This is a genomic window from Clostridium merdae (assembly GCF_900176635.1).
Taxonomy (GTDB): domain Bacteria; phylum Bacillota; class Clostridia; order Oscillospirales; family Acutalibacteraceae; genus Faecalispora; species Faecalispora merdae.
The window spans coordinates 1,269,818-1,294,626 of sequence record NZ_FXLN01000004.1; the positions used below are offsets into that span (position 1 = coordinate 1,269,818).

The 24,809-nt window shown below is 48.3% G+C and carries 22 protein-coding genes; 4 read left to right on the forward strand and 18 right to left on the reverse strand.

Going from position 1 to position 24,809, the window contains the following annotated elements:
- Window positions 1-3: 3 nt before the first annotated feature.
- Both CAN90_RS11750 and CAN90_RS13635 read right to left on the reverse strand, forming a co-directional pair.
- Window positions 4-1,719: a PASTA domain-containing protein gene (locus tag CAN90_RS11750; protein WP_085834005.1), complete on the reverse strand. Its 1,716-nt coding sequence runs from the start codon at window positions 1,717-1,719 to the stop codon at window positions 4-6.
- Complete coding sequence (locus CAN90_RS13635; RefSeq protein ID WP_159450384.1) at window positions 1,716-1,865, reverse strand: hypothetical protein; 150 nt, start codon at window positions 1,863-1,865, stop codon at window positions 1,716-1,718. The genes CAN90_RS11750 and CAN90_RS13635 overlap by 4 nt, the downstream gene beginning before the upstream one ends.
- A 325-nt stretch (window positions 1,866-2,190) precedes the next feature.
- Between CAN90_RS13635 and CAN90_RS11755 the strand changes: the two genes are divergently transcribed.
- Genes CAN90_RS11755 through CAN90_RS11765 form a run of 3 tightly spaced genes read left to right on the forward strand, consistent with a single transcriptional unit; the run spans window position 2,191 to window position 6,975 of the window.
- Window positions 2,191-3,744 carry a Ppx/GppA phosphatase family protein gene (locus tag CAN90_RS11755; RefSeq protein ID WP_085834006.1) on the forward strand — a complete coding sequence of 518 codons (1,554 nt, stop codon included), beginning with the start codon at window positions 2,191-2,193 and terminating at the stop codon, window positions 3,742-3,744.
- 16 nt (window positions 3,745-3,760) lie between these two features.
- On the forward strand, window positions 3,761-5,881 hold the full coding sequence (locus tag CAN90_RS11760; RefSeq protein WP_085834007.1) for an RNA degradosome polyphosphate kinase: 2,121 nt from the start codon (window positions 3,761-3,763) through the stop codon (window positions 5,879-5,881).
- A gap of 20 nt (window positions 5,882-5,901) precedes the next feature.
- On the forward strand, window positions 5,902-6,975 hold the full coding sequence (locus CAN90_RS11765; RefSeq protein WP_085834008.1) for a 6-phosphofructokinase: 1,074 nt from the start codon (window positions 5,902-5,904) through the stop codon (window positions 6,973-6,975).
- Between the two features lie 109 nt (window positions 6,976-7,084).
- Here the strand turns inward: CAN90_RS11765 and CAN90_RS11770 are convergent, their stop codons facing one another.
- Entirely contained in the window at window positions 7,085-7,510 is a 426-nt protein-coding gene (locus tag CAN90_RS11770; RefSeq protein WP_085834009.1) for a hypothetical protein, read from the reverse strand.
- Window positions 7,511-7,734: 224 nt separating this feature from the next.
- On the opposite strand from CAN90_RS11770, the gene CAN90_RS11775 reads away from it, so the two are divergent.
- Window positions 7,735-8,415 carry a YczE/YyaS/YitT family protein gene (locus CAN90_RS11775; protein WP_187138332.1) on the forward strand — a complete coding sequence of 227 codons (681 nt, stop codon included), beginning with the start codon at window positions 7,735-7,737 and terminating at the stop codon, window positions 8,413-8,415.
- A 262-nt stretch (window positions 8,416-8,677) separates the two neighbouring features.
- Here the strand turns inward: CAN90_RS11775 and CAN90_RS13520 are convergent, their stop codons facing one another.
- The 15 genes from CAN90_RS13520 to miaB form a co-directional block, all read right to left on the reverse strand.
- Window positions 8,678-8,923, reverse strand: coding sequence for a hypothetical protein (locus tag CAN90_RS13520; protein WP_143750828.1), 246 nt, complete (start codon window positions 8,921-8,923; stop codon window positions 8,678-8,680).
- Between the two features lie 844 nt (window positions 8,924-9,767).
- A complete protein-coding gene (locus CAN90_RS11780; RefSeq protein ID WP_085834010.1) occupies window positions 9,768-10,226 on the reverse strand; it encodes a ComEA family DNA-binding protein in 459 nt (152 codons plus the stop codon).
- A 21-nt stretch (window positions 10,227-10,247) separates the two neighbouring features.
- Window positions 10,248-11,048: a Cof-type HAD-IIB family hydrolase gene (locus tag CAN90_RS11785; RefSeq protein WP_085834011.1), complete on the reverse strand. Its 801-nt coding sequence runs from the start codon at window positions 11,046-11,048 to the stop codon at window positions 10,248-10,250.
- Window positions 11,049-11,110: 62 nt separating this feature from the next.
- Window positions 11,111-12,049, reverse strand: a complete 939-nt coding sequence (locus tag CAN90_RS11790) for an RluA family pseudouridine synthase (protein ID WP_085834012.1) — start codon at window positions 12,047-12,049, stop codon at window positions 11,111-11,113.
- Between the two features lies 1 nt (window position 12,050).
- Window positions 12,051-12,587: a signal peptidase II gene (gene lspA, locus CAN90_RS11795; RefSeq protein WP_085834013.1), complete on the reverse strand. Its 537-nt coding sequence runs from the start codon at window positions 12,585-12,587 to the stop codon at window positions 12,051-12,053.
- Between the two features lie 96 nt (window positions 12,588-12,683).
- Window positions 12,684-13,436, reverse strand: coding sequence for a DivIVA domain-containing protein (locus CAN90_RS11800; protein ID WP_085834014.1), 753 nt, complete (start codon window positions 13,434-13,436; stop codon window positions 12,684-12,686).
- Between the two features lie 15 nt (window positions 13,437-13,451).
- The gene (locus CAN90_RS11805) at window positions 13,452-14,213 is read right to left on the reverse strand and encodes a YlmH family RNA-binding protein (protein WP_085834015.1); all 762 of its coding nucleotides are present in this window, start codon (window positions 14,211-14,213) and stop codon (window positions 13,452-13,454) included.
- A complete protein-coding gene (locus CAN90_RS11810) occupies window positions 14,213-14,695 on the reverse strand; it encodes a cell division protein SepF (RefSeq protein ID WP_085834016.1) in 483 nt (160 codons plus the stop codon). The genes CAN90_RS11805 and CAN90_RS11810 overlap by 1 nt, the downstream gene beginning before the upstream one ends.
- A 23-nt stretch (window positions 14,696-14,718) precedes the next feature.
- Window positions 14,719-15,465 carry a YggS family pyridoxal phosphate-dependent enzyme gene (locus CAN90_RS11815; protein WP_085834017.1) on the reverse strand — a complete coding sequence of 249 codons (747 nt, stop codon included), beginning with the start codon at window positions 15,463-15,465 and terminating at the stop codon, window positions 14,719-14,721.
- Window positions 15,443-16,738, reverse strand: a complete 1,296-nt coding sequence (locus tag CAN90_RS11820; RefSeq protein WP_085834018.1) for a biotin/lipoyl attachment domain-containing protein — start codon at window positions 16,736-16,738, stop codon at window positions 15,443-15,445. The genes CAN90_RS11815 and CAN90_RS11820 overlap by 23 nt, the downstream gene beginning before the upstream one ends.
- Complete coding sequence (gene miaA, locus CAN90_RS11825) at window positions 16,731-17,678, reverse strand: tRNA (adenosine(37)-N6)-dimethylallyltransferase MiaA (RefSeq protein WP_085834019.1); 948 nt, start codon at window positions 17,676-17,678, stop codon at window positions 16,731-16,733. The genes CAN90_RS11820 and miaA overlap by 8 nt, the downstream gene beginning before the upstream one ends.
- 116 nt (window positions 17,679-17,794) lie before the next feature.
- Window positions 17,795-19,870, reverse strand: a complete 2,076-nt coding sequence (gene mutL / locus CAN90_RS11830) for a DNA mismatch repair endonuclease MutL (protein ID WP_085834020.1) — start codon at window positions 19,868-19,870, stop codon at window positions 17,795-17,797.
- A 34-nt stretch (window positions 19,871-19,904) separates the two neighbouring features.
- Entirely contained in the window at window positions 19,905-22,520 is a 2,616-nt protein-coding gene (gene mutS / locus CAN90_RS11835; protein WP_085834021.1) for a DNA mismatch repair protein MutS, read from the reverse strand.
- A 99-nt stretch (window positions 22,521-22,619) separates the two neighbouring features.
- Window positions 22,620-23,030, reverse strand: coding sequence for a YlbF/YmcA family competence regulator (locus CAN90_RS11840; protein ID WP_085834022.1), 411 nt, complete (start codon window positions 23,028-23,030; stop codon window positions 22,620-22,622).
- Between the two features lie 206 nt (window positions 23,031-23,236).
- A complete protein-coding gene (miaB, locus tag CAN90_RS11845; RefSeq protein WP_085834023.1) occupies window positions 23,237-24,652 on the reverse strand; it encodes a tRNA (N6-isopentenyl adenosine(37)-C2)-methylthiotransferase MiaB in 1,416 nt (471 codons plus the stop codon).
- Window positions 24,653-24,809 lie beyond the last annotated feature (157 nt).

Consider the following 24,809-nt stretch of genomic DNA (forward strand, 5'->3'; position numbering starts at 1 on the left):
TTATTAAGATCCTCCGCTTCTAGTGGGACCGCCCAATACAGATGGATCCGGCCCTTTGCTTAATAATATAACTACATGGGCGCCGTATTCCAGTGTATCACCAGCCTCCTGGTTTTGGTAACCCACTGCTTGCCCTGCTGGAATTGAATCATCAAAAACATCCCGTTTTGCAGGAGTTAAGCCCGAAGTTGCCACCGCAAGCGATGCGTCCTCAAGGCTCATTCCACGAATTACGGGGAGTGCTCGCATTTTTGCACCCTGGCTTACTACTACCACTATTTTTACACCGGCAGGAGCCAATTCCCCTTCTGCGGGAGATTGACTAATCACTCTGCCTTCGGCGACCGTGTCATTAAACTCTTTGTCAGATACTAAAATATCGTAGCTTTCAGTTCCGGCACTTTCCGCAGCCAGAATATCATCGAGCTTCTGCCCTACCAGGTTTGGTACCGGTAAACGGTCAGCTTCAGAAAGCTCAGCACCTAAAGTGCCCCCGCCCCCTGCGGCCGGTGCCCCTGCTCCAGCCATTGGCATATCGGAGTCATACGACTCTATTTCGGCTTTCATTGCAGCCGAATTTGGCACTCCAGCGGGACTGCCATAGCTAGGTGGAAACAGCCAGAAAATTCCCAGACAGATAAAAACAGCCAGAGAAACCACACCAGAACCGATTGCCCAAGCCATTCCAGGAATACCTTTGCGAGTAGGCTCGGGTTCCATGGGGATTTCCGGCGGCAGTGGCTGCTCTATTTTTGCCGTGACTGTTGGCGCAGCAGAAAGCTCTGCCCGCAAACGCTCAAAATGAGGAGTGCGCTTGGAGGGCATCACCTGCAATGCGTTGGCAAGGCCGGTAATCACGTAAGGCGGCAAGCTTTTAAGTGTACTGGTGGGTATCATCAAGCGGGAATCGGTCTTGCGGCGCAAAGCATCTTGCGGCAGTGCACCCGTCAGTGCAAAAAACAGACATGCCGCAAAGCCGTACACATCCGTTGATTCATCCGGTACATAATTCATTACATACTGCTCTAGCGCAGCACAGCCCGCTACCAAATCTGGCGGGAGGTCTGTGTCCATACGGCGAACCACATCCAGCTCAAAATCGGTGAGCTTCATGCGGCCATCCTGCAAAATCACCAATGTATCGGGTGAAATACCAAGGTGGTTTATTCCCTTGGAATGCAAGGTAGAGAGTGCAGACAGCACTGGCATAAATAAGGGGCGGGCGGCATTCCAATCAATACTTCCACCGCGGCGCTCCACAAAATAGCGCAGCGTAATGCACTCTTCCCATTCCGCTACGGTATAAGCCGTTCCGTTTTCCTCAAATATGTCGTAAATCTGCTCTACGGCAGAAAGCTGCCGCATGTGAGCCAGCTCACGGGCATCGTTTAAAAAGGATTCTCGGTATTCTCCAAAAGTGACTTCACTGCCGTCAATAATGCGCACCGTTTTACCGTCTGGCAGGCGCTCGCCCATGGTTTGAGGAAAAAACTCACGGATAAGAGTTTTAATATTCAGCACACTGTCATAGCCAATATAGGAGATGCCCTCTCCATTCACCTTTTGCGCCATTCCAACCAAATACCGGTTTTGCAGCATTGTTTTCAGTGGCAGGGCATCAGGGCGCTGCGGTTCATTTGCCGAAGACTCGCAGTGAGGGCAAGGTTCGCCGCTCGGGCGCTCCGTCATACAGTTCATGCATAGCTCAAAGTCAGTCATACTGGTTCCTCCATAATGCTATTATGGACACACAAAGCGGGCGTTATCCCGCCGGTTGGCGCCATAGCCATTTCCGGCGGGTAACGCCGGGCATTCCGGTTCAGCCCGGTGTTTTCGGGGGAAACGCACATCACCCGATCTTTCATATTTAGAAAGTATACCACATTTTTATGCGTTCTTGCAATAACAAAGCTGTTACTCTTACGGCAAGTCCAATTTTAACACACTAAATATAACTTGATTTTAAATGAAATTTTAAAACGGAGCGAATTGATATTCAGAATACGCTTTGCTATAATAAATTACAATATTTTTGCTCTTACCGCTCTATTGTAGAATACAGAATAAGAACCTACGCTACCATTCAGTAATAGAATAGAAAATCTGTTTTTTCTCGAAGCGTTTCAAAGAATTCCAGCAATTTAAGAGAATACTAATGAAATCTTGCTGAGTATTGGAGGCTCTGTGTACATGAACCGTAAAAAAGGCGGTAAGGTAGCCGCTGTAATCGACATCGGCTCAAGCATGCTGAAAATGAAAATCGCACAATTGCAAAAAGATAATATCGTAACCTTAGACCGGTTAGAATACCCCATTAAAATTGGTTCTGAGGTTTTTCACGGTGGAAAAATCAGCTTTGAGAGCCTCTGGAAGCTTTCTTCTACTTTGCATGGTTACAGCGACGTACTCAAGGAATATGGTGCTGAGCAGCCGCGTGTGGTTTCTACCACCGCTTTGCGCGAAGCAAAAAACCGCGATTACATTACCGACCAGTTGAAAATACAAAATGGTATTTCGGTTCAGGTTCTGGAGGATGACCAAGAAAAAACGCTCATCTACTCCGAGATACTAAACTCTATAAAATCCATGCCGAATTTTCCGGCGGGTAACACACTCATTTCTTTTATTGGTACAGGGAGTATTGGTCTTTCCATTTTTGACGGAACCAATATGATATTTTCCCAGAACATCTCAATCGGGCCAATGAAGCTGTATAACATGCTCGGCAGCATTCAAGAAAACAGCGGCGATTTTGATACGGTGGTGGAGGAATACCTGAACCTTACCGTGCGGCATATCCCCATCCCCGGCCGTTTGAACAGCATTCGCAACCTTGTGCTTGCAGGGAGCGAAATTGAGCTGATTGCACGTATTTGCGGTGTAAAGCCTGAAAAGGGGCATTACGTCATACAGTCCGAGCTCATCGGCCGCTTGCTGCAAGAGGTTCGCGTTATGACTCCGGACACCCTTGCCGCCAAATACGACATTACAGACGCAAGTGCGCAGGTGCTGTACCCGGTGCTTGTGATTTATATGCAGCTCCTTGAGTTGACGCACGCCGACCGGGTGATTTGCCCCAAAATAGAGCTTTGGGATGCGATTTTGCGCCAGATGCTCGTACCCAAAAGCAAAAAAGAATACGAGACTCATGTCATTAACAGCTCTATCTCCTGTGCACAGTGGATTGCAGACCGTTACCGCTGTAATCCCTCGCATTCGGATGCCGTTCGCCGTTTCTCCTGCCGTATCTTTGACAAAACTAAGAAAATACATGGGATGGATTATAAAAGCCGGCTCATATTAGAGCTGGCCTGCATTCTGCACGACGCAGGGTATTATATTAATTCGAAGGAACACCTCAACAGTACATTTGACCTTGTAAAGAACATTGATATCTACGGCCTGACGGATCGCGAAGTGCTGATGGTTGCCTTTTTATCAAGCTACGATGAATACAACGTTCCCAGTGATGACGACCCCGAATTTAATCGGCTCGATAAACAAACCCGCCTTATGATTTCAAAGCTGGTGGCAATTTTCCGCCTTTCAAATGCGTTAGATAAATCGCAGACACAAAAACTTAAGGACATTGCAATTAAGCTTGAAAAAGACCGGCTTGTGATTACAAGCTCCAGTGACGGAAACCTTACTCTTGAAAAATGGGCGTTCGATTTATGTGCGCCATTTTTTCAGGAGGTATTCGGGATTCACCCTGTGCTGAATATAAAAACGCTAATGCTTTGAGGAAAGGGGAAAAACAATGAACGAAAACAAGCAGTTCCCATTTGTGAATCGGGAACTGAGCTGGATGGACTTTAACTGGCGCGTGTTGGAAGAAGCCTTTGAAAAAGAAAACCCCGTGATGGAGCGCCTGCGTTTTTTAGGAATTACTTCTTCTAATTTGGATGAATTTTTTATGGTTCGCGTTGCAGGAGTAAAAGCGCAGGTGCAGTCCGGCTACAAAATACCGGATCTTTCCGGCCTTACACCGGAAGAGCTGATGATTCGCCTGACTCGCAAAATTCGAACCTTTACGGAGCAGCAGTATAACTCCTTGCACCGCTCCATACTGCCTACATTGCGAAAAGAAAATATTTTCTTTAGCACCCCAAACGATTTAAATGAGGAGCAGCAACTCTTCCTCTCCGATTATTTTGATAAAATTCTTTTCCCTGTATTAACGCCGCTTGCGGTAGACCGCAGCCGCCCGTTCCCCATGCTCTCAAATAAGAGCCTTAATCTGGCAGTTCGCCTAAAAGGGGAAGAGGAATCTCTGTTTGCCGTGGTACAGGTACCTTCTATTCTCTCTCGCTTTTTGCAGATTCCCGACCCAGAACGCAAGGTTTTTGTGCTTTTAGAGAATATGATATCGTATAAGATTAATACACTATTTAGCATGCACCAAATTGAGGCATGTTCACCCTTCCGTTTAACCCGAAATTCGGATTTGGAAATTGACGAGGATGCGGAAGACCTGCTCACTGAAGTGCAAAAATCCATTAAAAAGAGAAAGCGGGGGCGCCCTGTTCGACTTGAGATATTGCAGAACTGCGACCCTGATATCAAAGATTTTCTTGTGGAAATGCTCGATTTAAAATCGCACGACTTATTTGAGGTTCCCGGGCCGATTGACCTTACCTACCTTACCAAATTTGCATCACTTCCCGGGTACGATTCGCTGTGCTTTGACCCCATTAAGCCCGTATACCCACCAGCGGCTTTTTGGGGATATGAAGATGTTTTCGAAGCCATTCGTGAAAAAGACCGGATGGTACACCACCCCTATGAAAGCTTTCAATGTGTGGTCGATTTTGTCAGCCGTGCTGCCGACGACGCGGATGTATTGGCGATTAAGCAAACCCTGTACCGCGTAAGTGGGCACTCTCCCATTATCGGCGCTCTCATCCGTGCGGCAGAAAACGGGAAGCAAGTAACCGTATTAGTCGAGCTAAAAGCGCGATTTGATGAAGAAAACAACATTAACTGGGCGAAAAAGCTGGAGCAAGCCGGCTGCCATGTGATATACGGCTTAGCAGGCCTGAAAACCCACTGTAAAATCTTACTCGTAGTAAGGCGGGAAGAGGATGGAATCCGCCGCTATGTTCACATGGGAACCGGCAACTACAACGACTCTACCGCAAAAATCTATACCGATATTGGCGTGTTCACCTGCCGTGAGCCGTATGGAATTGATGCTTCCTCCCTGTTCAACGTACTTACCGGCTATTCCCGCCCGCCGGAGTACCGCAAATTTGTAGTAGCTCCGCAGAGTATGCGCAGCTTTTTTGCACGGATGATTCGTCGGGAAACCGAAAACGCCAAGAAGGGTCTTCCGAGCGGAATTACAGTAAAGGTAAACGCCCTCATTGATTCGCAAATAATTAGCCTATTGTACGAAGCCTCAAAGGCGGGCGTGCCCATTCACCTAATCGTGCGAGGTATGTGCAGCCTCATTCCTCGCCTGCCGGGGATGAGTGAAACCATCACTGTACAAAGCATCGTGGGGCAGCTTTTGGAGCACAGCCGTATTTTTGCATTTGAGAACGCGGGGGAACCCAAAATATACATGGGCAGTGCAGATTGGATGCCCCGTAATTTAGACCGACGTGTAGAGCTGGTCTTCCCCATTGAGGGTGAGGATTTAAAACGCCGTGCATTTGATATATTAGAAATTATGAAAAGCGACAATGTAAATACACGCATGATGCAGCCAGACACGGCTTATCTACAAGTAAACCGCCGCCGTGGCAAGGCCGCCATCAATTGTCAGTCTTTGTTCTCTACTATGGCAAAGAAAAATGTATCGGAACTGAAAAAAACAGAGGAAAGCAAGCTGATGGAGCCGATTCGTGATGCGGATAAGGCAAAGCGGCTCAAATAAGGAAAGGGGCAACACAACTCATGAGAGTAGGGATTCTGACAAGCGGAGGCGACTGCCAAGGCCTAAACGCCGCAATACGTGCAGTGGGAAAAGCTCTTTACGAAAAATTTGAGGAGGATGTAACCATCTTCGGGCTTCGCGATGGTTACCGTGGCCTGATGGAGGGCGATTACTGGGAGATGAACCCGCGCGACTTTTCCGGTATTTTAACACTGGGCGGCACCATCCTTGGTACCTCTCGCCAACCATTTAAAGAGATTCGCGGCCCCGAGGGCAGCCAAAGTGAAAAAGTGGAACAGATGAAGCGCAATTATAAAAAGCTGCGCCTCGATTGTTTGGTTATATTAGGAGGCAACGGCACCCATAAAACCGCTAACCTGCTCAGCAGCGAGGGACTCAATGTGATTACACTGCCCAAAACCATTGACAATGACCTTTGGAATACCGAAATGACCTTCGGATTTTCAAGCGCAGTTGAAATTGCCTCTACCGTTATCGATTCCATTCACAGCACCGCCACCTCACATGGTCGCGTATTTATCGTGGAGCTAATGGGACACAAGGTCGGCTGGCTAACACTGCACGCTGGCATTGCTGGAGGCGCAGACGCCATTTTGTTACCGGAGATTCCCTACAACATTGATTCCATTTGCCGGGCGTTGCAACAAAGAAAGCGCTCTGGCAAACAGTTCTCGATTTTAGCCGTTGCGGAAGGTGCGCTTTCTGTAAAAGAAGCCACGCTTTCTAAGAAAGAATTTAAGGCACAACGAGCCAAAATGACAGAACCCTCTCTCTCCTACCGCTTGGCAAAGGAGATTGGTGAGAGAACCGGCAATGAGGTTCGAGTAACCATCCCCGGGCATTTCCAGCGAGGAGGCAGCCCTTGCCCTTATGACCGTGTTCTGGCAACACGCCTGGGTACTGCCGCCGCACAGATGATTCAAGACCGTCATTTTGGCTGTATGGTGGCGTTGCAAAACCAAAAGATTGTTCCCGTGCCGCTCAGTGAAGTAGCCGGCAAGCTCAAGGCAGTACCGCTGGATTGCGATTTGATTCAGTCCGCACGAGATATCGGAATCAGCTTTGGGGACTAAAATAAAAACTTAGCCTATTTTAAAAGGAAGCACTTGCAACTGCAAGTGCTTCCTTTTTTGGATTCTTTAAAGCTATTAACGTAGTTTTTGCGCTTATTTACAACTGTTATCAAGTATCTTGTTCAGCGGGTGGCTTGGGCTCGCTTTCATCATGCAGTGCTGGAATTTCTTCTGTTATTACGGGTCTGGGGCGAACCGAGGGCGTTTTGATATAAAATACCGCCTGTACCACAAAAAGTGCAAGTGAGGCTAAACATAACAGCCATAGATAGCTTGACCATTGGTAGAGCCCAGGCACGTTATTATCCGCCAAAACACCTTGAAACATTTGCCCCATATATAAAGATACTCCGCACAAAAGGCTTATCAACAAATCGAGGAGACCTCTCTTTGGGTATATAGAGCGCTTTTTACTTCTAAGAAAAAAGTATAAGCTGCGTGCCGCATTGAAAAGAATAATGGTCATTGCAATGAAATACGAACCAAAGCACCACATGTAATGATTCATAATATCTTGCAGGGGATTCACCGCCATAAACAACGCCTCCTTTTCTTTCATTATTTTACCAACTAATCTTCTAATATACAATCCATTTATAAGCAATGTTAGTTTTAATCCAAAAGGTTAACCACAGTTATGGTTAATTCTTGTTGACAAAATTCGACAAAAGCAGTATAATTGGAACGTTTTTTGTTATTAGTTCTCTTGCTTAAGAATAAGCAGCTTTACACATAATTCAGGAACCATGGAGGAACTCGTTGACTAAGCATGATACATTAAAGCGTTATTTCATTTTTTTAGTTGGTATTTTTATTACGGATTTTGGCATTAGCTTTGTAACCAAAGCAGGTCTCGGAACATCGCCCATTTCAAGCATCCCTTATGCCTTGAGCTTTGGCTTTCAACCTACAATTGGAATGTTCACATTGTACATGAGCGCTGTTCTCATCATCATACAGTTGCTTTTATTAAAGAAAGACTTTCCAAAGCAGTATTATCTGCAAATACCTGCTTCCATCGCATTCTCATGGTTTATGGATTTAACAATGAATCTATTAACCTTTTTAACACCAAGCGCCTATTGGGAGAAACTGATCTCTCTTTTGATTGGTTGTATGCTATTAGCCATAGGAGTCAACACCCAAATGATGGCAGATGTCGTATTGCTTCCTGGAGAAGCTTTTGTAAAGGCAATATCCATGACCTTACATACGGATTTTGGGAAAACAAAGGTAGCAATTGATACGCTATTCACCGTGATAGCTGGCCTGATTGGGTTGGTTTTATTCCACAAGATTACAGGTATTGGAGAAGGTACATTAATTGCAGCACTATTGGTTGGAACTATTGTCCGTTTCCTGAAAAGCAAATTCATTGTTATTGAAAACTTCTTTTTTGCAAGTGATTGTTGCACCAAAGATTCTGTAATTGTAAGATAATAGAGAAATAAAAATACAGCGATTGGGTGAGGGTAAACCTCACCTATTTTTTATGCTAAACATGCTTTTTCTTTAAATCTAGCAAGTTTTTGCTTGGCTATTAAAAATAGTATTGCGCTTAGGCGCAGGGCTTGCTCCTCATGCCGGGGGCTAGGCTATGTCTTAAATTCAAGTTGTTGTTTTATTAGTAAAGAAGTATTGCGCTACGGGGCAAGGATTCTGCTTGCGCAGAGCTTTGCCCCTCATGCCATGTGATACTCCTTTAATTTCGTAAAGGTCTTTGCTCTGCTAAAATTAATAATGTTGCGCTCGGAGCGCGAGGCTTCTGCTTGCGCAGGGCTTTGCCCCTCATGCCGGGGCGGGCACAACCTTTCACGAAAGGGTGAAAGGTTGCAAAGGCCTTCCAAAGGGAGAGTATCGATTCTCTCCCTTTGGATTCCCTCTCAACGACCAAAGGCTCTGCCTTTGGAATCCGACTGAGCTCCCGCTCTGCATCTCGTTTCCGCACAGGAACAAGCCTGTGCGTTGCAGATTGCAAATTAGGTTTTGATTTACCGCTCATAAATGAAGAAAGAAATTAGCTTCCGAGCATGTTTTTACGAGCGGACAAGAGCACTCTAAAAATAGCAATAAAAAAAGCCGGATTTCTAAAAATCCGACGAAACAATGAAGATTGTGATGATTTTTCCCATAATTAAAATTTATTATTGCGTTATTTGGTAAAATGTGGTTTAATATATTTTGTAAGGCACTTAGAAGTGCAAAGCGAGGATGGGTGTACCACCACCCACCCCCTGCTACGGAGAAGGTCCCTCCATAACAACAGCTTACGCTGCGGATTGCTTCACAATTATAACCCATTTGTTCCCACTTGTAAACAGCGAGGGGAACACAAAAAGGAACATTTTCTGTTCTGGTTGTGAGATGCACTGATAGAATGAGCGCTTGTTGTGGAACTGACCCTGAAAGAGGAGGGTCTATCCGTGACGAGCGCTTTTTTGTTGCCTTACAGACAGGGCAACGCGGAGCTGGGGTTCACGGCATTCACAAAAGTGATAAGCCGTGAAAGATTGTGGGATTTAATATTGCATTTTTAACAATAACATCACTGAGCACACACATTCACTTTCCACTCCCAGGAAAAAAGTGAGCAAGCACAAGTACCCCTGAGCACAAGAAAGAACCCCTGAGCATATGGAGGAATAAATAGAATCCCCCAGCTTCGCCGCGCTATTGTCTGTAAGAGTATAACGCCGCACACATCGCCCGTGCGGCTCACGCCGTTCCTTTATGGAACGGCGTTCTTCATACCGGTTCGATGCGCACTGCATTTAATCGAATAAATAACCCGTCTATGGCATACTGTCGGCTGATGCTACTGCCTCACTACTCTCATCTTCTACTATTATAAAATTTTGTAGTTTTTCGAACGTCTTTTCCCCAATGCCATCTACCTGCATGAGTTCCTCTTTCGTGCGAAAGGCGCCAACGGAATCCCGGTAGGCTATAATCCTCTTTGCTGTTACCGGTCCAACACCGGGCAATGTTTCCAGCTGCCCGGCATCCGCTGTATTCAGGTTAACCAAAGCTGTTTTCTCCACAGATTCCGGCTCGTAGGCCTCCTGCTGAGAGCTCTCCGTCTGCTTCACATTGGCAGAAGCCTTTGCTTGTACCGCTGAAGAGGTATCCGTTCTTACTACGGTAGTGAGCGTAACCTGCGGCACAAAAAGAACATTATACCCAATGATTAACGCGCAGAGAAAGACAGCGATGGCAAGCAGCCACCGTACTTGACGGGCATCGTTATCCATATTCCCACCGCCATAAGCAAATTAAGCGCGTTCTAAATATTCAATCAAATCGGCTACCGCACCAAAACGACAATCGCCCACCACTAAGTCCGCCATCTGCTGAAGCTCTTCCGGCGCATTGGATGGTACTACGGCAAAGCCAGCCGTTTTTAGCATTTCAATATCGTTATAATAATCGCCAATGGCAATTAATTTTTCTCTTTTCAATCCTGTTTGGCGTAGAATCTCTTCCAAAGCACTGCCTTTATCCACACCCTCCGGCAGCATTTCTAAAAACCGGGCATCGCTCTGCACAAAGCGCACACCCGGGTGTGCGAATGTTTCCGTAAATGCGTGCATTCTCTGTTTAACATCCGGTTCAGCGGCAAACAGCACCTTACACCACGGCTCCGTAATGCTATCATCCTCCACGGGGGTGCAAGGCAGGTTTTCATGCTCCATATGCTCATTTACGAGCTGGTTCTCTTTTACAACATACTGCTCACGCTGCGTAAAGACCTCATAGCCCATTTCTGGAAAGTGTTCTGCCAAACGGCGCGCATATTCCTTTGCTTCGGGTGGAAGCGAAAACACAGCCGCAATATGGTCAAGCTCACAGTCGTATAAAATAGAGCCATTGAGCATCACGCAAAGACCCTTTGGGAACACTCTGCGGTAATAGCGAGCACCGGAATCTATGGAGCGTCCCGTTGCTATGGCAAAGCGACCGCCCTGCTCCTGAAAGCGCCGAATCGCATCGATATTGCGCTGCGGTATTGTGTGGTTTTCACCAATGAGGGTACCATCTAAATCCGATACCAAAAATACATCTTGAAACTTCAAAAGAGAAATCCTCCTCATTGTGCATCTGCTCAGGAACAAATTCTGCTTTTATTCCCAGCTACTTATTGGTAAGAAGAAGCCGATTCATTCCGCAAACGTGTTAAAAAAGCAGTAAAATATGGTGGAAGCGGGCTGGTAAGTTCAATGTAGCGACCATCGCGCGGGTGGCAAAAGCCGATGGTTCTTGCATGCAGGCATTGCCCGCCGAGCGAAGTAATCACCTTTTTCGGTCCATACACTACATCACCCGCAACCGGGTGCCCCAAATAGGCCATATGCACACGAATTTGATGAGTGCGGCCTGTCTCCAACCGAAGACGCACATAGCTAAAGCCACGCAGCTCTTCTAACACCTGATAATGCGTAATCGCATGGCGGCTGTTTTTCTCTGTGACGGTCATCTTCTTGCGGTCGTTTGGGTGACGCCCAAGGGGAGCCTCAACCGTACCGCTTTCCTCCCGTAAATGACCGTAAACAACTGCCTCATATTCCCGGGTAAAGGAATGCGCCTTAATTTGTGCGGCTAAATTTTGGTGCGAAAAATCATTTTTTGCAACGATTAACAGACCGCTGGTATCTTTATCAATACGGTGCACAATGCCGGGGCGAATGACGCCGTTAATGCCCGACAAGGAATCGCCGCAGTGATACAACAGTGCGTTTACCAAGGTTTTATCATAGTTGCCCGGAGCCGGGTGAACCACCATTCCCTTTGGTTTATTCACTACAAGCAGGTCGTCATCCTCATACACAATGTCGAGCGGGATGTTCTCTGGCTCTGCCTGCTCCATCGGGGCAGGGTCAGGCAGAAGAACCTCAATGGTATCCCCCTCAGCAACCCGGTCGTTTTTGGAAAGTGGACGGCCGCCACGCATTACGGCACTAGATAGCATAAGCTTTTGCACACCGGAGCGCGTCACATCCTCCAGCAGTTCGCTTACTGCCAAATCTGCGCGGGCATCCTGATGCTCTGCTCCTATTACCAGCAGCTTTTTTTGCACCTTAACCACCCATTCTGTGATTTCTGTTTTGATTATAGTGTGCGTATTTGGAATACCGCCCCGGCTGTCTGGGTCTTCCCTTTTCATCCGTAAAGAAGAGCAGGTAAACAATCAGCAGAGCGCAGCCCACGGTTACACAAATATCTGCAAAATTGAACACCGGTGGGAAGAACTGAAAGTGAATATAATCTACCACATACTGGGTATGCAGGCGGTCAATCATATTGCCGATGCCGCCAGCCAATACCAAAGTAAGCGCTGTTCGGGTAAGAGCAGTATGATTCTGGTAAAAGATAATCGCAGCAGCAATGGCAATACAAACCACCGCAGTCACTACAATAAACAGCCATTGGTGATTTGCGAGCATACCGAACGCCGCACCGCGGTTTTCTACATAAGTAAGGTTAAAGAACCCCGGTATTAACTCAATTTGCCCCAGCGGTTTTAACTGCTGGATTACTATGCTTTTCAGAACTTGGTCTATGGCAACTCCTGCCGCAACGGCGGCAAAGGATAAACAGATTGCAATATAAGGCAAAAGAAACTCCCTCTCTTTCAGGAAAAAAGGGCGGATTTCTCCGTCCTCTCTCCGTCTATGAAATACTCCGGCCCCGCTACGCGGGTAATATATATATTATACTCCGGATTCATCCACTTCATCAAATTTTAATACATCGTAACGCAGGTCATGGCTTGGGAATTCTGTGTCAAATACGGCTGCGTCCACCGCAAAATCGTCTTTTTCAGATACCGGGGTGTATTCCGGCTCCAGGTCTGCGTGAACAACCGGCTCTTCCGGCATATAATGCTGCGCCTCCGGCACCGGCTCTTCCTCCTGCTGCTGTTCGGTGTCTAATACAGAAGCAGCGGGCTTTTCCTCATGCGAAAACTCTTCTTTTCGGCTGGGAATTGCATCGATAAGAGTTAAATGCTCTTTGTAAATTGCTAGAAGCTTTGTGCGGAACTCAATGACCTTTTTCTTTAGGTCATCCAGCTCGCGCTGCTGCTCCACAACGTCTGCCTTGGCAGCACCGAGAATCCGCTCGGCTTTTAAGTTGGCATCCTTCAGAATGATTTCTGCCTTATGGCGTGCTTCCCGCACGGAAGACTCGCCGAGCTTTTGTGCGCTCACAAGAGCATTCTTAATCTCGCTTTCTTCCAGCCGGTAGTCTTCAATTTTTACTGCCAGAACAGAAAGCTTCTTCTCCAGCTCTTTCTTTTCCGTAGCCAGCGACTCATATGCCTCTGCCTGCTCCATGGTTTTCTTTAAAAGCTGGTCGTAAGAATCCTTTACTTGGTCAATAAAGCTGTCAACATCCTCGGTACGGTAGCCCGAAAAATTGGATTTACGAAAGCTTACATTAATAATATCGTTGAGATTAAGCACGACAAAAACCTCCTGTTATCTATATTTTCTTCCACTCAAGTTCACACGGCCTTTTTTTGTTTCGGGGCCGACCTGATCCAAGATAAACCGACCGCTTCCCCGAACGGACAGGCGGTCCCCTTCCTTTACCACAGCAGAAACGGACAAAATTTGCACTCCGTTCAAAAGCACTCCACCTGATTCCACCAGGCGCGCCGCCTTTTCCCGGCTGGTTCGAAGTGCCGCCGCAGCGGCGCAGTCGAGCCTGGGGGATGCAATGACCGAAGAAAACGGCTCAAAACCAAGCCCACCCGGCAGTGGCTCCTGAAAGCCGGGTGTAAGCTTTACCCCTACCCGGCCAACCTTTTCCACCTGTGTTTGCACGTAGGAGGCCATCTCTTCCCGCAAGAACAAAACACTGCGGCCCGGCTCGATTAAAATATCGCCTACCGTGTCGCGTGTAATGCCAAGCCCCATTAACGAACCCAAAAAATCGCGATGAGTGAGCTTGTCACACTCACGGAAAGAGGCGGTAACGGCGGCAAGGGGGAACAGCTCGGGCTGCGGCTCTAAATACTCGGGGAACGCGCCGAACATCACACGCTCGGCACCATCAAAGCCGCCCCAGAACAAATAGTGGAAAAAGCCCTCCCGGCGCAGTACACCCTGTGCCAAGAAGGCCTCCGCTTCTGAGAGAAAGCCCACAAATACCGGCTCATACCGCCGGGAACAGAGACGCACCGCATCCAGAAGCCTTGCCTCTAGTATGGCATTCTCCTCAGGGGAATTCCGCTTCATTAGAAATAAACGCCGTTGTTTTCCAGCTCATCCAGCACATCGTCGCCGGTTAGCTCTACATTGTAAGGGGTAATAATAAAGGTGCTTGCCGCAACACGCTTAATTTTACCCCCGTTCGCATAAGCCACACCGCTTAGAAAATCGATGATACGGCGGCTTACGTCTTTATTGGTATTTTCCAGATTAAGTACTACGGTGTGCATTTTCAGCAGCTCGTCCGCTACGGCACGGGTTTCTTCCCCAAACCGCTCCGGCTTAAACAATACCACTTGCAGCTGCGTGGTAGCATGTATATTCACTACCTTATTGCTGCCTCCAGTACTGCCGCCGCGCCTTACTGTTTCTCGCTCACGAATTGTATCTGCATGGTTCTCCGAGCCAGAGATAATCTCTTCGGCACGGTCATCCACATATTCTTCATCCTCATACTCATCTTCAGGAGCGCCTAACATATCTTTGAACTTTTGAACCAATCCGGCCATTTTACACTGCCTCCCTAATTATATTAAAGGATTTGATATTTCCTTGGTCCGAAAAGAGCCGAGCCCACTCGAACCATATTAGCTCCACAAAGGATAGCCTGAGCATAGTCCGACGACATGCCCATGGATAAGAAATCCATGTGAATATTATCCATTCTTTTCGCCTTGATGTCAACATAATATTGCTGCATCCTCGAAAAATATGGCATAGAATCTTCCGGATTTTCGCATACGGGCGGGATTGCCATGAGCCCGCGTACCAAAACGCCGGGAAGGCTGGAAATGTTTACCATCAGTTCTTCGAGCTGTTCTGGCACAATACCAGATTTATTTTCTTCGTGCCCAACATTTACTTCGACCAATACATTGGTTACCGTACCGTTTGTGACAGAGAGCCTCGAAATTTCTTTGGCGAGCTTTTCGTTATCCACAGACTGAATTAAACTTACCTGACCAATTAAAAATTTTATTTTATTACTTTGCAAATGGCCGATAAACTGGCGGTCGCACGGGGCAAGGCTGGGAAGTTTATCGCACAGCTCCTGTACTCGGTTTTCACCAATATGAGTTACACCAAGCTCCACCGCACGGTTGATCACCGGAACCGCCACAGTTTTAGTAGCCGCAAGCAAGGTAATTTCACTCGCACTTCTGCCGGATTTCACGGCGGCTTCTTCTATATTTTCCCGAACTACCTTCAGGTTCTCTTCCAGGTCACGCATTTTCTCTGCGTAATCCTGTTCCGTTTCACTTAACGACTTTTCCATCATATAGCTCCGTCCCTTCTGAAATAACCTCGTCGTACAACCGTATGGAGGATTTTGTCATAAGCTCCTTCCACTCCGAATCTGTGTCGCTGAGTTCTTTGCAGATTACATAACTGCCGCTGCTCATCAGTGGAATCACCTGCACAAATTCAATGGAATTGCCATGCATCACATAAACGCCTTGCACTTCTTTGGTTACCGTTTTCTTCTTACCGTCTTCCTGCTTGAATTCCTTTGTGATTTTCTCAAAATGGATGCTCTTCTGGCTAACCATAATACCGGAATACGTTCCGGCTTGTACTTGAACGGTAGCATCACGAACCGAAGCGATCCCAGTATCCATATAAGAACAACGCAGAATAACGGCGGCATCCCCTTGGTGGTTCGGCTGGTTCACAGCTAGCACGACAGCCGGAACCGTTTTACCCACTGCGAACGGGAAGTTAATGGTGACGTGGTTGCCTTCCTTAAGCTTTAGGGCATCATCTTGATTGACTACGGCCGCAAAATACCAGTTAAACTCTTCGCACACCTTGCCAATGACGTCGCCGCCCAAAACCTGCGGCTTTTTCTTTGCTTTCAGGTCATTTACGGAAAGCTCCTTTACAGAGGCATAATTGTACTGCGATTCATATCCATCCACCGCATTGACAAAGTAGCCGGAAACCGGGGACTTCACCTGCCCCATTTTTCTGCCGCTGGCGGCGGGTATTGCACTGAGCTGGCTTTGCAGCTCTGCGATGCGGGCAGTAAAATCTTTGGTTACACCGGTAACCACCTGTTGCTCGTTCATACGGTACAAAAGGGTATTTCTCTGCGAGGGCAAATCATTATAATCTTTGCTTTGCAAAGAGGTTAATATTTCAGAAAGGCTTTGATTAATTTGCTTGGTCAGCGAGCCGGGGTTTGCTGCATACGTATCTCCCGGGTTACTCAGGCTTTGCAGGCGAGCAATCTCTGCGGTGAGGTATTCCATTTGCTGTTGCTGAGTTGCATCCTTTGCGCTATCGTATATTTCTGCAACTACGCCGCCTTTTGCAATTTTACCCCCCTCTCCCAAAGGATACGTGAGAACCCCCTGCACATTTTGGCGAAGAAGCTGTTCCTTGCGAATGACGGTTCCCGTCATTTGAACCATATCTTCCGCATTGGCGTACACAGCCGTTTCTGTTTTTACGCCGCTATAACTAGCATTGTATATTTGATTCCCAATATAAAAAAGGAGCAGCAGGCCGATTAGGCCCGAAACCAGGCGTTTTAAAATCGGATTATTCATGCAGCTCCCTCCCCATAATTTCTTCTGCGGCGGTAAAGAGTTCTTCCCATTGCGGGTACTCATCTACATACAGCCACCTTGCCTGCTCTTCCCTGCGAAACCACGTAAGCTGGCGTTTGGCATAGCGGCGGGTTTCTCGCTGAATCGTCTCTTTTGCCTGTAGCAGAGTAATTTCACTACGAAAATACGGCAGCAGCTCTTTGTAGCCAATTGCCTGCATTGCCGTAGCACCGCTGGGCATATCAAGCATCTGCTTTGCTTCCTCCACCAATCCACGTTCGAACATTTCATCTACCCGTAAATTAATACGCTCATAGAGCTTTTCTCTGTCACGAAAGCCAAGACATAAAAAACACGAATGATAGGGAGACGGCGCAAGGCGGGAACGCCGCAAATGCTCTGTCATGGTAACTCCTGTAACACGGTATAGCTCAATGGCACGAATCAGCCGGGGCAAATTGCGTGGCTCAATACGCTGGGCAGATTCGGAGTCGAACTCGGCGAGCTCCTGCAATAGGCTCTCTGCTCCCTCCTGCTCTGCTCGCTTTTGCAATTGCGCTCGCAAGTTAGGGTCATTGTCTACCTCGGTAAACTGGGTGTTGGTGATTAACGAGCGAATGTACAGCCCCGTACCGCCCGCCAAAACCGGCAGCTTACCGCGGCTGTGAATCTCTTCAATGGTACTCTTAGCAAGAGCCACATAATCTGCCACTGAAAAAGATTTGCCAGGCTCTACAAAGCCCATGAGATGGTGCGGTACACCCAGCATCTCTTCCGGAGTGGGCTTTGCCGTTCCAATCTCCATCCCGCGGTATATCTGCATGGAATCCGCAGAGACCACCTCGCCATTATGACGAAGCGCCAATTCTGCGGCAAGGCGTGTTTTCCCGCTCGCAGTTGGGCCGCCCACAACAAGCAGTGGTATTTTTTCTTCCGGCATAAGCTTCCTCCTCTCAAAAAATAGCATCATTTGTTTCCATTCTCCATGATTAGGAGTATTTATTGGAAATAAAAAATGTACCAATTAAATTCTCAAATTTTCACATTGCACTAACGTTATGCTCTGCCAAATTGCTTCTCTAGCTCTTTTCGAGTAAGCACGATGGAAATCGGGCGACCGTGTGGGCAATAGCGTAGCTGTGGGTTTTCATCAAGCTGGCGCACCAAAGCAATGAGTTCCTCCGGGGAACGGTCGTCATGCGCTTTCATTGCCGCACGGCAGGCAATGTTGTGATACAACCAGTCTAGGTGCTCGGTAGTTACATCTGTTCGAGACTGCACCAAGTAACCTGCTATCTCCATCACCGCATCGGGAATATCCTCCCCGGTTAGCGACAACGGCGCACTGCGTACCAGAACGGTACCGCCGCCAAAATCATCTATTTCAAAACCAGCTGTTTCGCATAATTCCAGCGAAGCCAAAACAGCCGCATATTCATTCTTCTCTAATAAAACTGGAACGGGAGTTAGCAGCATTTGTGAAAATGCCGTTCCGCTTTGTTCCTTAAGACGTTCATATAGAAGGCGTTCATGTGCCGCGTGGCGGTCCACCATCACCAGCTCTTCGCCTTCATCTCCATCACGCTCTAAGAGGATATACGTACCAAACACATGACCAATGTAACGAAAATCCCCTTGCACCGGTACAGAAGACTGCACTTCAAGTGGTTCCACGGTTTGGGGTAATACAGACGGTTCATTTTCCAGTGGTTCGGTTGTCTTTTGGTTCGGTATTTCTATGGAGCTTTGAACAAATGCCGTGCTGGCGGGTACTGCCTCGCCACTCGATGACATGCTCCATTCCTCCGGCTCAGGACTTGTTAACGCAGGTTCTTTTTCTTGGGTATGTACCGGAAGAGCGGAACGAGCATCCTGCCACCTGCGTCCCTCTTTAAATGGCGAGGTGGATACCTCTGCACTACGATACGCAGGCGTTGTCGGCACGGCAATTTCAACCGGATCTTCCAATGCACTGTCATGAAGTGCAGGAGCAGCCGGAGTGGCAGCTCCAAAGATGGCTGGCATTGCAATTTGCTGTGGCTTTGTATCTGGCACATCAAATGGCAGAGGGGATGCACTTGCACGAATGGGTTGCGGTTCGGTTTGCTCTGGCTTTACCGGCAGTGTTATTTTATTGGGGGAATCCCCCTTAGTGAGTGCCGTTTTCACTCCGTAATACACCGCATCGAACACGGGGCGTTCATTGATAAAGCGAACCTCCAGCTTACCGGGGTGAACGTTTACATCCACTGCCTGTACCGGGATTTGCATGTGCAACACGCAGGCCGGGAATTTACCAACCATCAATGAGCCTTTGAATGCCTGTTCCAATGCTACCTGCGCGGTGCGGCTTCGAATGGTGCGCCCGTTGATAAAGAACTGCTGCATACTGCGGTTGGGGCGGGCATGGGAGGGCTTACTCACAAAACCCGTGACCTTTATGCCCTGCAATTCATATTCTACCGGAATCAGCCCTGCGGTGAATTCACGGCCAAACACCGCAAATACGGCCGATTTAAGCTGACCATCCCCGGGGGAACGCAGCGTTTCTTTTCCATCTCGCACAAAGCGAACGGCAATCTCCGGATGAGAGAGTGCGATTTTATCCATGACTGCGGCAACGGCGTTCGACTCCACGGTGTCTTTCTTTAAGAACTTCATTCTTGCAGGGGTGTTAAAGAAAATATCTCGCACAGTAAGAACCGTTCCGCGTGCGCAGCCGGCATCCTCAAAGGCCTGCTCCTCGCCGCCCTCTATAACATAGTGCGTTCCGGCAAGCTCTTCTTCGGTGCGGGTAAGCAGGTCAATTCTTGCCACTGCTGCAACGGAGGCCAATGCCTCACCACGAAAGCCAAGAGTACCAATGGATTCCAAATCCTCTTCATGCAGCACCTTACTGGTCGCATGGCGCAAGAACGCTGTGGGAACATCTTCCCGCGCAATGCCGCTGCCGTTGTCGGTTACACGCATCATGACAGCGCCGCCGTTTTGTATCTCAACGGAAACACTGGTTGCACCGGCATCAATAGAGTTTTCGACCAGCTCCTTAATCACGGAAGCCGGGCGCTCTACTACTTCACCGGCGGCAATCAGCTCGGCTACGTGCTTGTCCAGTAAGTTAATTTTCCCCATCTATTTCCCTCCCTGCATCGGTTCATTTATCCCTTCACTCTTGTGCGAGACGACTCAGCTCAAAGAGTACATTCATACATTCAATGGGTGTTAGCGTATTGACGTCTACCGTGCGCAGGCGCTCCACCACTTTGGATTCTTGCTGCGGCACAAGTGAAAGCTGTGCGGGTTCTTCTTCCCGCTGTTTTCTTGCGGCTCCCTTGGGGGTAACCGGCCGCCCGCTTTCGAGTTCACGCAGTACCTGCTTGGCACGGTTCACAACGGAGTTTGGCACCCCCGCAAGCTTTGCTACTTCAATACCAAAGCTGTCGTCTGCCCCACCACGTACAATACGGCGCAAGAAAGTGATGTCATCCCCACGCTTTTTAACGGCGATGTTATAGTTCTTCACACCGGAGACAAGCTCCTCCATGACCGTTAGCTCATGGTAATGCGTTGCAAACAACGCTTTTGCCCCCAGAGAACGCTTGTCCGCTACATGCTCAAGCACGGCACGGGCAATGCTCATTCCATCAAAGGTGGAGGTTCCCCGCCCAATTTCGTCAAGGATTAACAGACTGCGGCTGGTCGCATTTTTTAGAATATCGGCTACCTCTGCCATTTCCACCATGAAGGTAGACTGTCCGGAGGCCATATCGTCCGAAGCGCCCACGCGGGTAAATATAGCGTCTACCACACCAATTTCAGCCGACTGCGCAGGCACAAAGCAGCCGATTTGCGCCATGAGCACAATAAGTGCAATTTGACGCATGTAGGTGGATTTACCAGCCATGTTCGGGCCAGTGATAATGGCAACACGGTTTTCGTCAGGATCAAGCTCAACGTCGTTTGGTACAAACGGCCCGCCGTCCAGCAACTGCTCTACAACGGGGTGGCGGCTTTCTTTTAGTTTTATTTTTCCGCTGAGGTTTACTTCCGGCCGCAGGTAACCGTTGGCAACGGAAACAGCCGCAAAGGAGGTAAGAACATCCAACTGTGCTACGGCGGCGGCTGTTGCTTGTACCCGCTCCAGCTGTGCCGCTACTGCGGTACGAACCTGCTCAAACAATTGACCCTCCAGCTGCACTGATTTTTCGTGTGCGCCTAGAATGCGACCCTCGAGCTGCTTTAAATCCGGTGTAATGAAACGCTCGCAATTGGTGAGCGTTTGCTTTCTTATGTATTCGTCCGGCACTTTATCGCGGTACGAATTCGAAATTTCAATATAATAACCGAATACCCGGTTGTAGCCTACTTTTAGTTTGGGGATTCCCGTTTTCTCACGTTCCCGCGCTTCGAGCTGAGCAATAATCTCTTTGCCGCTGCCCATATCGGTTCGCAGCTCGTCAAGCTCACTGTGGTAGCCGGGGCGTATCATCCCGCCCTCACGGATGGAAAACGGAGGTTCTTCTACGATGGCGCTTTCCACCAATGCAGCAACATCGTTCAGCGGGTCAATCTTCCCGCATATTTCTTGTAGCAGATTGGAAGAAACACCCTCCAAACGCTGCCGAAGCTCTGGTAATTGTGACAGCGCAGCACACAACGAGCGCAGTTCCCTTGCATTGGCTGAGCCATATACAATGCGGGTCATCAAACGCTCTAAATCGTGGATTCCAGAAAGTTGCTCGGCGATTGCATCGCGGAACATGCTGTCCTTTGTAAGCTCCTTCACCGCATTTTGGCGGCGAATGATTTGTGCCGGATTGAGAAGTGGACGTTCAATCCATACGCGGATGAGCCGTTTGCCCATCGCCGTTTTGGTTTTGTCGAGCACCCAGAGTAAGGAGCCACGCTTGCTTTTGCCACGCATTGTCTCCAAGAGTTCCAGGTTGCGCCGGGCCGATAAATCGAGCCCCATGAATTGTGAGCCGGAGTACCGTTCAATGGTATCCATACGTTCCAAACCTGTGCGCTGGGTTCGTTTGAGGTATAAAAGCAAATTACTAACTGCATTTGCAGTTAAGAGGTCTGCCAAAATGCCGGAGTCACCAAGCCGTTCCGGTGAGAACTGCGCTTTTAGCAGCTCTTCTGCGCCGGTCGTTTCCTCCTGCGGCAAGCACTCCAGTGATGCACTAAGCTTGTCTTTTACAAACTTGCCAAGTCCCGTTAGTTGCAACGCTTCGGGGTTAATGAGTAACTCGCGGGGAGAAAAGCGTGCCAGTTCATTTATTACTTGCGTTTCCAGCTCGCGCAGCGAATCTGCCGCAAGCTCGGTGGTATGCAACTCACCGGTAGAAATATCTGCAAAGCAAACGCCTGCATTTGTTCCTCCTACGTAAACCGAACATATAAAGTTGTTCTTTGCTTCGTCAAGCATACTGCTTTCCATTACCGTACCGGGGGTAATGACGCGAATGACCGCGCGTTTTACAAGCCCCTTTGCCGCTGAGGGGTCTTCCATCTGCTCGCAGATTGCTACCTTGTAGCCCTTAGCAACCAGGCGCGCTATGTAATTCTCTGCACTGTGAAACGGTACACCGCACATCGGCGCACGTTCCTCCTGTCCACAGTCTCGCCCCGTTAAAGTTAATTCCAATTCCCTAGAAGCCAGCTTTGCATCCTCAAAGAACATTTCATAGAAATCACCCAGCCGGAAAAACAGCAGGGTATCCGGATTTTGTTCCTTAATCTCAAAGTATTGCTTCATCATTGGCGAAAGATCCGCCATTTCTCCATCCCCCGTCTGTTTGCTGATTCTAAAATAAAAGCTGTGGAACACGTTCCCCCGCTAAATAGCGGGGGAACGTGTTTTCAGCAAAGCGTATGATTAGTGGCAGCCAGAGCAGCTGGAGCAACCGCCAGAGCTGCATCCGCCGGCCTGGTAGTCTGCCAAATCGGGATCTTCTCCATCCGCAGAAGCATTAATAATAGCACTAATGCGCTGAAGCATCGTATCCATATCTTCCTTGGCAAGGTTAAAGTCCATCATAGCAGGGTGATTCATCACACTGTCGTAAGTGGTGCGCAATTCTTCGTTGAGCTGCTGCATTTTATCCTCGTCACGGTCAGTCTTACCACCCTCTTGGCTAATGGCGATTCTCTTGAGGTTAAAGTCAGCAATCATCTGCTGAAGCTCCTCATTCTCTTCACTCTCTTTGCGAGCCTTTTGAAAATCAAGGTATCTTTCATCCTTTTGAATCTCTTTGCCAAGCTGGCGTGCCATCTCAATAACGTCCATGGTATTGTACCTCCTAAAAATTTCATAACATTTTGCGTCGCCGAAAGGCGGCTGTATCCATACCGAAAACACTTTTAAAAAGCGCTGCTTTTCGCCTCTAGCTAAGCCTTATTCGCGGCTTATTAGGGAATCGATACTAGCATGCCCGTAAAAAAGCGCTATCGCAGAATCGTCTAAATACACCCATCACGGAAGAGCAGTGGTGATTATACCAATTCCCCATTTAAAAGCCAAATTCGGGCAGCCGTTACACGTACTTGGCAGAACTGGCCAATCAACTCATCTCCACCAGCGAATTCCACCATAATATTTCCACCGCTGCGCCCAGCCAAAAGCCCGGTTTTGGGGCTTCTTTCTTCTGCCAAAACCGACTGTACCGTACCAACCATCACCGAGCAGCGCTTCTCTGCAATTTCTTCCTGCACAGCAAGAAGCTCGCGAAGCCAGTGGGATTTCTCTTCGTAGGGAATGGGGTCTGGCATTTCCGCCGCACGGGTACCCACACGGGGTGAATAGATAAAGGTATACAGCGAGGTAAATTCCACCTCTTTAATAAGACTTACGGTCTCACAGAACTCTTCATAGGTTTCCCCCGGGAAGCCCACAATAATATCGGAGGTAAGCGATAAATCTGGAATTTTCTCTTTGGCGTAGGCCACCAAATCCAAGTACTTTTCACGCGTATAGCTGCGGTTCATTGCTTTTAACACCCGGTTGCTGCCAGACTGAAACGGCAGGTGCACATGGTGAGAAATATGACGGCTCTGCGCAATCGTATCAATCAATTCACGTGTAGCATCCTTTGGGTGGGAGGTCATAAAGCGAAGCTGAAAATCCCCTTCAATCTCATCTAACTGCCGCAGAAGCTCTGCAAAGCTGATAGCTGGAGTCAACTCTTTGCCGTATGAGTTTACATTCTGCCCAAGCAAGGTAATATCTCGGTAGCCTGCACTTACGAGTGAGCGTACCTCTTCGAGAATCGCCTCGGGCTTACGGCTGCGCTCCCTACCACGCACATAAGGTACAATGCAGTAGGTGCAAAAATTATTGCAGCCATACATTACCGTTACCCACGCCTTAAACGAGCCGTCACGGCGGATGGGCAAACCCTCTATAATCGTTTTATCCTCACTGTCGTCGCCGCGCTCAAACACACGCCGACCATCTGTGAGTGTACGGAACAAAAGCTCCGGTAGTTTATGAATAACATGGGTGCCAAACACCAAATTAACAAACGGGAAGCTTTTCTTCATCTTCTCCGCCACATGCTCCTGCTCCATCATACAGCCACAAACCGCGATTAGAAGAGAAGGGTTTCGGTGCTTTATGTTCTTTAAAGCACCTACATTGCCAAACACACGGTCTTCCGCATGCTCGCGCACTGCACAGGTATTAAAGAGAATCAAATCTGCCTCTTCTTCGTCCTCTGTAAAAGAGAAGCCCATTTGTTCCAATTGTCCTTTTATTTTTTCTCCGTCTGCCACATTCTGTTGGCAGCCGTAGGTTCGTACGCACGCCATTGGCACTGCACCGCGGGCACGGATGGACATAATCTGCGCCACTTCTTCTATATGCTGCTCACGGTTTAATTCCCGCGTAGTCTCAATCAGCTTCTCTGTCAAAAAAAGCAACCTCCTATGCTACGGTATCCATAGAGTATAACATATTCTGCGCTCTGCGGCAAGACATGGGAGGGCTTGGAGCAGCTTAAAAACAGGGGTGAAAAAGCCGCCTAAACCGGCACGAGAAAGAACTCGCACGAGCTTAGCGGCTTGCTGG